8 protein-coding genes are annotated in these 12,734 nt (G+C 51.8%); 5 read left to right on the forward strand and 3 right to left on the reverse strand.

From position 1 onward, the window contains the following. Positions 1 to 29 precede the first annotated feature (29 nt). Positions 30 to 2,042, forward strand: a complete 2,013-nt coding sequence (thrS, locus tag IAE36_RS02675) for a threonine--tRNA ligase (RefSeq protein ID WP_201198365.1) — start codon at positions 30 to 32, stop codon at positions 2,040 to 2,042. Positions 2,043 to 2,241: 199 nt separating this feature from the next. On the opposite strand, the gene IAE36_RS02680 is transcribed toward thrS, so the two are convergent. Further along, on the reverse strand, positions 2,242 to 2,469 hold the full coding sequence (locus tag IAE36_RS02680; RefSeq protein WP_201162910.1) for a hypothetical protein: 228 nt from the start codon (positions 2,467 to 2,469) through the stop codon (positions 2,242 to 2,244). A gap of 365 nt (positions 2,470 to 2,834) precedes the next feature. After that, positions 2,835 to 4,946: a TonB-dependent receptor gene (locus IAE36_RS02685; protein WP_201198354.1), complete on the reverse strand. Its 2,112-nt coding sequence runs from the start codon at positions 4,944 to 4,946 to the stop codon at positions 2,835 to 2,837. A gap of 159 nt (positions 4,947 to 5,105) precedes the next feature. Between IAE36_RS02685 and IAE36_RS02690 the strand changes: the two genes are divergently transcribed. Then, complete coding sequence (locus tag IAE36_RS02690) at positions 5,106 to 5,828, forward strand: DUF4198 domain-containing protein (RefSeq protein WP_201162908.1); 723 nt, start codon at positions 5,106 to 5,108, stop codon at positions 5,826 to 5,828. A gap of 92 nt (positions 5,829 to 5,920) precedes the next feature. Here IAE36_RS02690 and IAE36_RS02695 read toward each other — a convergent pair whose 3' ends face one another. Further along, the gene (locus IAE36_RS02695; protein WP_201162907.1) at positions 5,921 to 6,511 is read right to left on the reverse strand and encodes a TetR/AcrR family transcriptional regulator; all 591 of its coding nucleotides are present in this window, start codon (positions 6,509 to 6,511) and stop codon (positions 5,921 to 5,923) included. Positions 6,512 to 6,724: 213 nt separating this feature from the next. Here IAE36_RS02695 and IAE36_RS02700 point away from each other — a divergent pair, with 213 nt between their 5' ends. Genes IAE36_RS02700 through IAE36_RS02710 form a run of 3 tightly spaced genes read left to right on the forward strand, consistent with a single transcriptional unit; the run spans position 6,725 to position 12,446 of the window. Then, complete coding sequence (locus tag IAE36_RS02700) at positions 6,725 to 7,855, forward strand: efflux RND transporter periplasmic adaptor subunit (RefSeq protein WP_201198352.1); 1,131 nt, start codon at positions 6,725 to 6,727, stop codon at positions 7,853 to 7,855. A gap of 11 nt (positions 7,856 to 7,866) precedes the next feature. Then, positions 7,867 to 10,995: an efflux RND transporter permease subunit gene (locus tag IAE36_RS02705; RefSeq protein WP_201198350.1), complete on the forward strand. Its 3,129-nt coding sequence runs from the start codon at positions 7,867 to 7,869 to the stop codon at positions 10,993 to 10,995. Then, complete coding sequence (locus IAE36_RS02710) at positions 10,992 to 12,446, forward strand: efflux transporter outer membrane subunit (protein WP_201198348.1); 1,455 nt, start codon at positions 10,992 to 10,994, stop codon at positions 12,444 to 12,446. The genes IAE36_RS02705 and IAE36_RS02710 overlap by 4 nt, the downstream gene beginning before the upstream one ends. Positions 12,447 to 12,734: the final 288 nt, after the last annotated feature.

The following is a 12,734-nucleotide window of genomic DNA, read 5'->3' on the forward strand; positions in this document are numbered from 1 at the left end:
AGTATTTTAAGACCGAGAAGCCTGTAACGATGCCAGATAACGCACACCCCTCCCCTGTTTCCATCACGCTGCCAGATGGATCAATTCGTACCTACGATAACCCCGTCACTGTCCACGACGTAGCAGCATCCATCGGCGCCGGTTTGGCACGTAGCACGGTGGCAGGAAGGGTTAATGGTCGCTTGGTGGACGCATGCGAGATGATTGACCGCGATGCTAAATTGCAGGTAATCACCCCTAAAGATGATGAAGGCTTAGACATCATCCGTCACTCATGCGCCCACCTGGTTGGCCATGCACTCAAACAGCTCTACCCGACTGCCAAAATGGTCATTGGCCCGGTGATCAATGAGGGCTTTTACTACGATGTAGCGTTTGAAAGGCCATTCACCCCGGCAGACCTCGAAGCCATCGAAGCTCGCATGCGCGAGCTGATCGCCAAAGAGTACGATGTCGTCAAGCGCATGACGCCGCGCGATGAGGCCATCCAGATCTTCAAGGCACGAGACGAAGATTACAAACTTCGTCTGATCGAGGACATGCCAGATACCCAGGAGATGGGGCTCTACTTCCACGAAGAATACGTGGACATGTGCCGCGGCCCTCACGTACCCAATACTCGCTTCTTGAAGGCATTTAAGCTGACCAAGCTAGCGGGCGCGTACTGGCGCGGTGATGCAAAAAACGAACAGCTACAGCGCATCTACGGAACGGCTTGGGCCGATGCAAAGCAGCTGTCAGCCCACCTCGTTCGACTTGAGGAAGCCGAGAAGCGTGACCATCGCAAGATCGGAAGAGAACTCGACCTTTTTCATTTCGAGGATGACGCACCAGGATCAGTTTTCTGGCACCCGCGGGGATGGACGGTGTTTCAGTCTCTCATCGCCTACATGCGACGCAGACAGAATGACGCGGGCTATGTCGAAGTGAACACGCCAGACGTCATGGATCGCGGCCTGTGGGAAACGTCCGGACACTGGCATAACTATCGTGATCACATGTTCACGACCGAAACCGAGGATGGTCGCGCCCTAGCTCTCAAGCCGATGAATTGCCCCGGCGGCACCCTCCTCTATCGACACGGCCTCAAGAGCTATCGCGACTTGCCGATTCGCATGGGCGAATTCGGTAAAGTCCATCGGTATGAGCCCTCAGGCTCTCTCCATGGGTTGCTTCGGGTGCGTCACTTCACCCAAGACGACGCGCACATTTTCTGCACCCCCGAACAAATGAACGAAGAATGCCGATCCGTCGTGGGTCTAGTACTGGACATCTATCGCCAGTTTGGCTTCGAGGACGTGCGCATCAAGCTGTCCACTCGACCCGCCAACCGAATCGGCAGTGACGCAACCTGGGATCAACTCGAAGGAGCGCTTATCCACTCCCTCGAAGAAATGAACCTCGAGTACCAAGTCAATCCAGGTGAGGGGGCGTTCTACGGGCCCAAGCTTGAGTTCGTGCTGCGCGACGCTATTGGCCGTGACTGGCAGTGCGGCACACTTCAGGTCGACATGAACCTTCCTGAACGATTCGGTATCGAGTACGTCGACGAAGATGGCCTTCGCAAGCGACCAGTCATGCTGCACCGCGCCCTCTTCGGCTCTCTGGAGCGTTTCACGGGCATCATGCTAGAGCATCACTCTGGCAAGCTTCCAACTTGGCTTTCACCCATCCAAGTGGTCGTTTGCTCTATTTCGCAACAGCATACCGACTATGTTCGAGATGTCGCCACACTGCTGCGCTGCAAGGGCCTTCGGGTTGAAACTGACACCCGCAATGAGAAAATCGGCTACAAAATCCGAGAGAAGACACTTCAACGGATTCCATTCCTCCTTGTCGCAGGCACCAAGGAGCAGGAGCAAGGAACCATCGCAGTGCGCACCAGAGACGGCAACGACCTTGGCGTGATGGACTTAAAGTCCGCAATTGAATGGTTACGAAAAGAAGCTAGTTCGCCGGATGAGCTTTCGTCTGATCACATTGTTGAAGAGGTACATAACCGCATCGCGTCCCGACTTCCATTAAATACCTGCGACGTTTGATTGTAGTTTTCCGCTTTACAAAAAAGCGCAGTTCAGCCACTGAGCTGCGCCTTCACACACGCCTACTGACCTCCTAATAAATCAGCGTTAGTCAATTCGTCCTAAGCCACTTTAAATCTTGATGGAGAGTACTGATCACACGACTGAACTCTAATTCCTCAGGGAAATTTCCCGCACTCTCATCGAGAGAGGGAGAGTTTCATGCCTCAAGAGTAATATTGATCTCCCACAGCCCAAGCAGCTCCGCCTGGGCGAGAATATCTTCTGGCGATGCATCAGGCATCACTATCCAGCTTTCGCTATCACCATAATGCAACTCAATTAGATGAATTGCTGCCTCGTGATCACTAAGAAATTTTTCTTCGAGAACCACCTGATAGCCCTTAGGTTCATCATTCAGGCGGTAATTCAGAGTAAAAATTGTCATCCATAACCTCCTAAAGCGTAAGCATCGTGATAACCGTGCTGAATACTTTTTCTCTCGCTCTGCAGGCAACGCCCGGTTCGGCATAACTGACGCGCGCACCTTTTAGTCCTGCCTTGCAGGGACATCCAACTGGAAGCCCCCTTTTCAAGTTTAGACAGCTAAATAGCTAACGAAGCGTTCTAAGCCATTAGACAAAACATGTTGTTACGTTAGGGATGTACAGCCCAGAGCTCTCCCGACTGAGACGCCGCCTATTCTACTCCCATCACGAATTTGCAGCCCCCAAATGATGAATTCCACCGTCGCTATGGGCAGAGGCGATACTCAACCCTGCGCTCCCGACACCACCTTTGATCCTGGAGAAATCAGAAAAAGTACCTGATCGAAGCACCAAGCGTTGTAGAGGGCTGCGGTACAATCACAAGTCCACCGCTCGTACCATAGGCAACTTCAGTCCCGTAGCGATGCGGTTGGAAGGTACCATATACGCTAAACTGGTAATCGCTATAGTCGTAGCTGGCCCTTAGATCGTAACGGGTATAAGGCGGCATCTCATTTTTTTCAGTCCCTATGTAGTAGGGAATGCCATCCAGGTGATAAACGTCAGCGTTAAGAGTGACTTGACCCGCCATGAATCTGTTGCGGTACTGAACCCCTGCCTTGTAGGTGTGCTCTGGGACTGAAAGGAGTGCACCGGTACCCGGCGAAGGATTATTAATCTTCGCGTCAATTATGCGCCCGTAACTGGCATACGCACTGACTGTCGATGTTGCTTGGTAATTGAAGCTAGTTTCTGCCCCCCTTCGGGTAGTACTGCCGACCTGCTCGTAAACACCTGCTGAGGTCTGAACAGTTTCATTGTCGTTCTCGATGTAGTAGAACTCTGTGGTGCTCGATAAACGGTCAGAAGGACGTACTGTGAATCCAATATCGTAGGACTTTACCTTGCTTGGCCGAACACTGCTATTGACTTGGCCTCCAGTTTCACTAGGCGCTAAGGCACTGCTGCTGCCAGAGCTAATATACTCAGCCGCAGGTGAGCGGAACCCTTGAGCTACATTCGTAAAGATTTCCAGTTCTCGAATGGGTGTCCAAGCCAAGCCAAACTTAGGTGTCGTAACAGAACTATTATAACCCGTGTCAGCATCACGGAATTTCAGATTTTCGATATCATAGTCGAACCGATCATACCGAACCCCTGCCATCAACTTAACTGAATCGGTCGGCTTGTATTGACCTTGTGCAAACACCCCATATGTGATGAGATCCATATCGAAGTCGTAATAGAAATTTGGTGTAGGCTCAAAGTTTCTATACTGCTGGCGAAACGCAATTCCTTTGTCGCGCCGGACATCGGCTCCTACCATCAATGATGCCGATTCATTCGCAACGAAGTTATAGGCTAGTCGACCCCCATATATATCGCGATCATCTTTTCCGTAATTATGAGTATTGGTGCCATTAGAAATTGCTCGAACCCGTCTAAAATCCTCGTAATACGCTGTGTAGTACAGGCCCGCTTCGTCATAAGCCGGAGCACGATTGAATACGTAGGTGTTCCTATTAGCGTTGCCGAAGCCGTACAGATTATCGGTATCTCGGCGACCAATCGTACCTGCTCGAAGCGCGGGCAAGTTGAGATAACCGTCATTTTTGAAGTCCGATTCGTAATGACTGAAGCGCGCAGAATATTTAACGTCGTCGATAACCTTACTCAACTTCCAGAAGTAATTGTCTCGATTGGTTTCAGCGGCCTTGCGGTATCCGTTAGTTTTGTAAATGTCGACGATGAACAGCGATTCTAAGCCCTCATATTCACCGCCCAACACCAGGTTAGTACGACGCCCATCGAAACTGGCAACGTCCAAACCGATACTGGAAGCCACGCTGCCACCATCCAGTGTCTCGATTTCCACCGCTCCAGCCCGATTCTGATCACCATACAGAGCAGACACCGGCCCTTTAATGACATTAGCGCTCCTGATCATTTGGGGGGTCAACCATTCCAGAAATACGGGGCCATGACCTGCTCCGCCTTGGCTGGACGGAATGTTCTGAGGTATACCATCAACGTAAACGGCGACGTCGGCACCGTGCGTACCATTGGTAGCAAAGCCTCGCATGCGAAATCCATTACCGGTATCGCCCTGATCGATGTTGTTGGCCACTACTCCGGGTACACGCCGGTAAATATTGGAAATATCTCGGTCAACGTTAAGCGTTTGTATGTCCTCCTGCGTGATTGAAGTCACACCCGCAGGCAGACTCTCAACAGCATTGCTCACCTTCCCGCGCGATAGTGGCTCGATGGGCTTTCTGTTTCCTCCCTCACCAGTAACCTGGATCGCCTCGAGCTCTGTGATCCCGCTTGCAGCTTCCAATTCTTCAGCCGAAATCGGTTCGGAAACGCCTAAACCTGTGCTCAACGCGGCACCGGTAAAAGCCCAAGCCCAAGCGGGGCGTCTGGAACGATACATAATGACATCCAAATGTTATGTTATAGTGTATCTTTAACCATACAGCATTGCAGTGTGCAGCACCATCGAATCCATGCTTCAAGCTAAGCGGCTGATTTCTTAGGGGCGTGATGTCGCTCATAGGTAGAACGCCTTCCCCAACCACGACAAGGTAGCTCCATGAGACTCCCCCTATCCCTCGCAACCGCCATCAGTTTGCTCAGCATCCAGGCAGTCGAAGCCCACGGCATCTGGACTGAAAAACGCTACGGCCAGCTTGAAGTGATTTACGGCCATGGTGCTGAAGATGACCCGTACGCGGCGGAAAAAATCAAAGAAGTCTGGGCGTATGATCTGAAGGGCAAAACTATCCCCGTTACTGTACAGCGCGAAAGCGATCACGCGCGCTTGTCCCCCCTCAGTAAGCCCGCGGTTTTAACAGTCACGTTGGACAACGGCGTCTGGAGTCAAACAAAAGACGGTAAGTCCGTTGACGCCTCTAGGGCAGAGGTTCCAGGTGCGATCAGCACCTCGCACAGCTTCAAATACAGCTTGGCAATTTTGCAGCCGGATGCCGATATCCCTGCCAACCTGCGTCTGAGGATGGTCATTCGCCCCTTGCGAGACCCAACCGAGGTGGGCGTAGGACATAGCCTTCCCGTGGAAGTAACCATTGATGGAAAGCCAATTGCAGACTTAGCACTGTTTGATGACTATCGAGGCATGCCAGATGCTACACCAGTAAAAACGGATGCAAGAGGCCGAGCGACTGTCACTGTTCGCAATGCCGGCCTTAATGTGATAGCAGCACAAGCCAAACTACCGAATGAGGGCGAAAATCAGGTCTCACAAACGAGCCTGTCTGCTACCCTCACGTTCGTTGGAGAAGCGCACCAACACTGATTGAACCGAAGGGGTGTGGTACCAAGGAACGGCGGAGTGAGCCGAGCCGCACCCCTCCCTAAACCGCAATCAAGTCACGGCATGCCGCAAATTCAGCTAACCCTCATGATTTGCTCAACCGCTCGCTGCAGCATGGACATGTCGATCCGCTTCTTCGACTCAGGATTTCGAAGCGCTCGGGCTGATAGCCCCTCGAAAAGTGCGGCAACGATTTCGCAGCTAGATTTTACCTCGGCGGAACTACCACCAAATAGTTCATTGAAAGACGCACTCACGCTCACATCGTTCTCTTTGAGGAGCGACGCAACCTTGGGGTTGCGAGTAGATTCTGCGAGGATCTCAATCGCCAGTGCTGCATTGCTACTATCCAAGTAGCGCTCAGCGCACTTCGGCACAAGGTTGACCAGGGCCGTGATCGGGTCATTCCCATCACTTGCTACACGCACCTCATCGACGAAATCACCGAGCTCACTATGCTCTCGGGCAACGACCCCCTCGATAATGCCCTCCTTCCCTCCAAAAAAATGATGGATGTGACCAGAGCTCATGCCCGCCGCAGCTGAAATTTGGGACATGCTCGTCCGATGAAAACCCTCTCGGCGCACGCACTCTGCCGCCGCGGCCAGCACCTGCTCTTTACGGCGCAACGCCACTGCGGAATCGCCGGATTTCTTACCAACCATTGAGCTCTCCAACAGTCATTGACCTGCAAGCGGATTCTGAGCTTGCCTCCTACCAACCAGATCAGTGTACACTAAAAATAGGTGGGTCGGGCGACCTAGATTTTTTGAAAACCGCTCTCCTCCTATGAGTGCGCTCGAAGCTGCCATCAAAGGCAGCGGGGTGTAGGGACAAATTATAGGTGGGTCAAGCCACCTAGACTGGTGATACATAAAATGAGATTCGACAAACCGCTGGTCATCGGCATTACCGGCATCGCAGCGTGCGTAATGCTCTCCGCTTGTCGTGAGGGCGAAAGCGTAGCGGCTAGACAACCAGAGCCGGAGGTCAATGCGATAACCATCCAAGCAAGACCAGTCCAGCTCTCGACGACTCTCCCTGGTCGGACACGCGCCAACGTTGTTGCGGAAATCCGTCCTCAGGTTGGTGGCGTTCTGATGAACCGAGCGTTCCAAGAAGGCGCTGAAGTAAAGCAAGGTCAACTGCTGTACAAAATTGATCCCGCTCCATACCGCGCAGCGATGCTGCGAGCTCAGGCAAGCTTTGAATCTGCCAAAGCGCTGTTGAGACGCTATGAGACATTGGTGAAGTCTCGAGCTATCAGCCAACAGGAATATGACGATGCGCGATCGCAGTTCCTTCAAGCGCAAGCAGCTTTGGAGAGCGCGCGAATCGATTTGGGGTACACAGACATTACTGCCCCGATCTCTGGGCGTATCGGTCGATCAACCGTCACTAAAGGAGCGCTTGTTACTGCCAATCAGTCAGCTGCGCTTGCGACCGTTCAGCAGCTCGACCCCATCTATGTGGACATCGTTCAACCATCGATTTCGCTTCTACAACTGAAGCAAGACATTGCTGACGGCCTTCTCAAAACAGATGATGAAGACCGAGCCAATATCCATCTCGTATTGGAAAATGGTCGCAAGTACGAATATACAGGAAAACTCCAATTTTCAGAGGTCAGCGTCAACGAAAGTACGGGCTCGGTCACATTACGCGCTATTTTTCCAAACCCAAACGGAACGCTGCTGCCTGGGATGTTTGTACGTGCCGAGCTTGAAGAGGGTACTCGTGAAAACGCAGTACTCGTGCCGCAGCGAGCAGTATCCCGTGATAGCCAAGGCATGGCTTCAATATATGAACTCAACTCTGACGACACTGTGAAATTAAGCGGCATCAAGACTGAAAGGTCGATTGACGGACAATGGCTTGTATCTAGTGGGCTAGTCCCTGGCGCCAGAGTGGTGGTCGACGGGATCCAGCACGTTCAGCCCGGCATCAAAGTGAAAGTTTCGAATACTGCCCTTGAAAGTAAACTGGCAACCACCCAACACGGTGAATAACGGCGGACTACATGTCAAAGTTTTTTATTGATCGCCCAGTTTTCGCCTGGGTCATTGCAATCGTAGTAATGTTAGCCGGCGGACTATCGCTTCTTAAGCTTCCCGTCAATCAATATCCTGATGTAGCCCCTCCTGCCATCGGGATTATTGCCAGTTACCCTGGAGCATCTGCACAAACCGTTCAGGACACTGTTACCCAAGTCATTGAACAGCAATTAAATGGCTTAGATGGGCTGCGCTACATCCGTTCGGAGAGCAACACGGACGGCAGCGCGACTATCGTAATCACATTTGAGCAAAATGTGAATCCGGATACCGCTCAAGTACAAGTACAGAATAAGCTCGCGCTAGCTACACCGATGCTACCAACATCAGTACAGCAAATCGGTTTGCGCGTAGTTAAGTATAAGCTTAACTTCATGATGGTAGCAGCCTTGGTGTCCGAGGATGGTCGCCTTGATAATTACGCGCTTGGTGATCTGGTAGTATCTCAACTCCAAGATCCTCTGACTCGTACGCCCGGGGTTGGGGACTTCATGGTGCTGGGCGCTCAGAACGCAATGCGCGTTTGGCTCGACCCTATTAAGCTCAACAACTATAACTTGATGCCTGGCGACGTGATTGCGGCTATTCAAGAGCAAAACGTTCAAATTTCCTCCGGCCAACTGGGTAGCCGCCCACTAGCGGGTAAAGTACAGCTGAACGCCACGGTCATTGGAAAATCCTTGCTGCGCACTCCCGAAGAATTCAAACAAATTCTTTTGAAGGTGAATGCAGATGGCTCGCAGGTAACATTAGCAGACGTCGGCGAAGTGGCCCTGGGTGCTGATGACTTCTCCATTAGCGCCATGTCGAATGGCAAACCTACTGCAGGCATTGCCCTTAGACTAGCAGCTGGGGGTAACACGCTCGACGCCGTAGCTGCTGTCAAAAAAACCCTAGATCGGATCGCACCTACGCTCCCTGCCGGCGTTAAAGTCGTCTACCCCTATGATACAGCTCCCGTTGTCAGCGAATCTATCAAGGGTGTCGTCCATACCTTGACTGAAGCGATCGTGCTCGTATTTTTGATCATGTATCTCTTCCTTCAAAATATTCGCGCCACGATAATTCCTACACTGGCAGTGCCTGTCGTACTTCTTGGCACATTTGGTGTCATGGCAGCATTTGGGTTCACGATTAACATCTTGACCATGTTTGGTCTGGTATTAGCGATTGGCCTACTAGTCGACGACGCAATTGTGGTTGTTGAGAACGTAGAGCGCATTATGGAGGAAGAAGGCCTTTCACCATTAGAAGCTACCCGCAAATCGATGGAGCAGATTTCAGGGGCATTGGTGGGCATCGGATTAGTATTGTCAGCAGTATTTATTCCGATGGCGTTCTTTGGCGGATCAACTGGGGTGATTTACCGACAGTTCTCCCTCACTATCGTCACTGCAATGGCCCTATCCGTATTCGTTGCGTTGATATTCACGCCGACACTTTGCGCAACTCTATTGAAACCTGCTCATGGACATCACGAGAAAAAAGGGTTCTTCGATTGGTTCAACCGGATGTTCGAAGAGAGTGCCAACAAGTACGAGCGCGGTATTTCTGGTGTCCTTAAAAGCCCAAAACGGTCACTCAGCGCATTCATCCTAATCGTTGCCGGCCTAGGCTTGCTGTTCCCGCTACTGCCTACCTCGTTTTTGCCGGATGAAGACCAAGGTTTCATCTTGGCTCAGGTAGAGCTACCAGCAAACAGTACGGCAGATCAGACAGACGCCGCGCTGAAGGAGGTAACATCTTATCTTCTGAATGAAGAAGGCGAAACTGTTGATTCAGTGTTTGCCGTAAATGGCTGGAATTTCGCTGGGCGTGGGCAAAACTCAGGTATGGCGTTTGTCATGCTCAAGCCTTGGGATCAACGAAAAACCACCGCAGCCGAACTCCAGGCGCGCTCAATGGCTCGCTTTAGTCAAATGAAATCAGCCGTTGCATTAGCATTCATGCCTCCCGCGATCATGGAGCTGGGCAATGCAACCGGTTTCAACTTCTTTCTGCAAGACTTCAGCGGGCAAGGCCATGAACATTTGATGAAGGCCAGGGCAACGCTATTGGAGGCGGCCTCAAAGCGGCCTGAACTCGCACTAGTAAGGCCAAATGGTAAAGGAGATGAGCCTCAGTATCAGATAACCATTGACGACCAAAAAGCCAGGGCTTTCGGAGTTACGCTCGCGGATGTAAACACCACCATGAGTGCCGCGTGGGGTTCGTCCTACGTCAACGATTTCATCGACCGTGAACGCGTTAAACGCGTATATGTTCAGGGGGTACCGACGTCACGAATCACTCCTGACGACTTTGCCAAATGGTACGTTCGAAACAAGGCCGGGGAGATGGTCTCGTTTGCCTCTTTTGCGAAAGGCTACTGGACTTATGGATCACCTAAGCTTGAAAGGTACAATGGGGCACCCGCTATCGAAATGATGGGCCAACCTGCCCCTGGTTACAGCTCAGGTGAGGCGATGAAAGCTATCGAAGAAGTAGCAGCGACGCTCCCTAAGAGCTTCAGTATCGAATGGACAGGTTTGTCATACGAAGAGCGCCTATCAGGCTCTCAGTCTGTCGCTCTCTATGTACTCTCGGTTATCGCTGTATTCTTGTGTCTGGCAGCACTGTATGAAAGCTGGTCAGTACCGTTTGCTGTGATGCTTGTCATACCACTAGGCGTAATTGGGACAGTGCTTGCCACGCTAGCTCGAGGACTCGAAAATGATGCCTTTTTCCAAATCGGGCTCCTCACTACAGTTGGCCTTTGCGCGAAGAACGCAATTCTTATCGTTGAATTTGCCAAGGAGCTCTACGAGAAAGGCGGTCGTAGCATCCGCGAGGCAGCGATCGAAGCATCACGCCTACGTTTGCGCCCGATAGTCATGACATCGTTGGCGTTCACAATGGGCGTCATCCCGCTTGCAATCTCGCACGGAGCAAGCGCAGGTAGTAAGCATGCTATTGGTACCGGTGTGATCGGCGGCATGTTAACTGCTACGTTCCTCGCGATTTTCTTCATTCCATTGTTTTATGTCGTCGTCTCTACGGCCTTCAGTAAAAACAAAAAACGAGTGGCTAGTCGGGATGAGGAGCACGCTAAATGAGCAACGTTAATACGATTTGCCGATTGGGCTTGGTGGTCTCAAGCTTGATAGCGGGCGGTTGTAACGGAACCCTTGCACCGAATTACGAAAAGCCATCCGCGAAGATCAGTGACAGCTGGAATATTGAACGAGCTCTTAATAAGCCAAACCAAAAATCCATGGCAACCGTAACTCAGTGGAGAGACTTGATAACTGATCAGAAGCTTCGCCGCGTCGTTAAAATTGCGCTCGACAACAACCAAGATCTGGTGATTGCCGCTTTAAATGTAGAACGAGCAAGAGCTCAATACCGCATTCAACGCTCTGAATTAGTACCTACGATGGGAGCTGGCTTCAATGGCACGACAGGCCGAACCCCAGCATCTGTTTCGAGCACCGGCGAGGCAGAAACTAGCCGCGTATACCAACTCGGGGTCGGGATTACGTCATGGGAGCTGGACTTCTTCGGAAAAATTCGCAGTCTTGAAAACCGGGCTATCCAGGATTACTTGTCAACTGTCGCCGCTCGTCGAAGCGCGGAGCTCGCGTTAACCTCAGAGGTCATTCATACGTACCTCCGCCTTGCGGCAGATCTAGAGCAATTGCAGGTAGCCCAAGAAACCGTACGCAGTCGTCAGGATGGATACCAACTTCAAACGGATCTCGAACAGACTGGCTCCTCCTCACAGCTGGAAACACACCAAGCCCTGGCAGAGCTCGAAACCGCACGCGACGACGAGCTCGCTTGGCACACTGCTATTTCTGCCGATGAGAACATGCTGGAACAGTTGCTAGGCCATCCTCTGCCGGCATCCCTATTACCAACAACTAACATAGAATCAATAATGGCGGGCAGCGTCATAAATGAGGGCTTACCATCGGATCTATTGCAGCATCGTCCTGACATAATCGCAGCGGAGCACTCCCTCAAAGGTGCGAATGCGAATATCGGAGCAGCTAGAGCTGCCTACTTCCCGAGCATCAGCCTTACAGCTGGCGTGGGGAGAGCTAGCGATTCCTTAGGCACTTTATTCTCGGGCTCCAACCGATCGTGGTCGTTCATGCCCCAAATCAACGTGCCGATATTCACCGGAGGTGCACTCGACGCCTCCCTGCAGGTCGCAGAAACTAATAGAGAGTTGGCTGTTGCGCAGTATCAAAAAACGATTCAGGTAGCGTTCAGAGAGGTTAAAGACGCGTTAGCTATCCGCGCCAATATTGATGATCGCCTGGAAACCCAGACCGTTCGACTTCAAGCAGCAGAAAACGCCTTTACTCTGGTTCAGCAGCGCTACGACACCGGAATATCGCGCTATCTAGATGTGCTCGACACACAGCGAACGCTGTACACCGCTCAACAAAGCCTGATCGCACTGCGCCTGCAAAAATTCGAAAATCAGGTGACCTTGTTTAAGGCCTTAGGCGGTGAATGGGACGCACCGCTCGCATCTGGAGTCGCTGCAAACCATTAATGACCGAGGGAGGTGGCAACCCGCCTCCCCTCTTTGCCTGTACGCTTCGAACCGCCGAGTAATCTCCGTACAAATAGATCTTCGTGTCCACTGGAACATAGCTTCAAAGTGATGAGCAAGAGGCTTTGGCGCTGGGACAGCAAATGGTTGCGAATATTGAACGAGTGCGTTCTCGACGGCTATCCTCTCACGGCGTACCGTTACTACGCGAGCACCGTTGCCAAGGGCAATCTGATAGTTGCCGATGCCATTGGTGTTTAGCAGCGTTTCTATCGACATTTTGCCGAG

The sequence above is a fragment of the Pseudomonas sp. S36 genome, assembly GCF_016647875.1.
Lineage (GTDB): Bacteria > Pseudomonadota > Gammaproteobacteria > Pseudomonadales > Pseudomonadaceae > Aquipseudomonas > Aquipseudomonas parafulva.

Bases quoted from the DNA above. Each gene is read 5' to 3' on its own strand.
- thrS (WP_201198365.1), top strand. From the start codon at position 30: ATGCCAGATAACGCACACCCCTCCCCTGTTTCCATCACGCTGCCAGAT.
- IAE36_RS02680 (WP_201162910.1), bottom strand. From the start codon at position 2,469: ATGACAATTTTTACTCTGAATTACCGCCTGAATGATGAACCTAAGGGC.
- IAE36_RS02685 (WP_201198354.1), bottom strand. From the start codon at position 4,946: ATGTATCGTTCCAGACGCCCCGCTTGGGCTTGGGCTTTTACCGGTGCC.
- IAE36_RS02690 (WP_201162908.1), top strand. From the start codon at position 5,106: ATGAGACTCCCCCTATCCCTCGCAACCGCCATCAGTTTGCTCAGCATC.
- IAE36_RS02695 (WP_201162907.1), bottom strand. From the start codon at position 6,511: ATGGTTGGTAAGAAATCCGGCGATTCCGCAGTGGCGTTGCGCCGTAAA.
- IAE36_RS02700 (WP_201198352.1), top strand. From the start codon at position 6,725: ATGAGATTCGACAAACCGCTGGTCATCGGCATTACCGGCATCGCAGCG.
- IAE36_RS02705 (WP_201198350.1), top strand. From the start codon at position 7,867: ATGTCAAAGTTTTTTATTGATCGCCCAGTTTTCGCCTGGGTCATTGCA.
- IAE36_RS02710 (WP_201198348.1), top strand. From the start codon at position 10,992: ATGAGCAACGTTAATACGATTTGCCGATTGGGCTTGGTGGTCTCAAGC.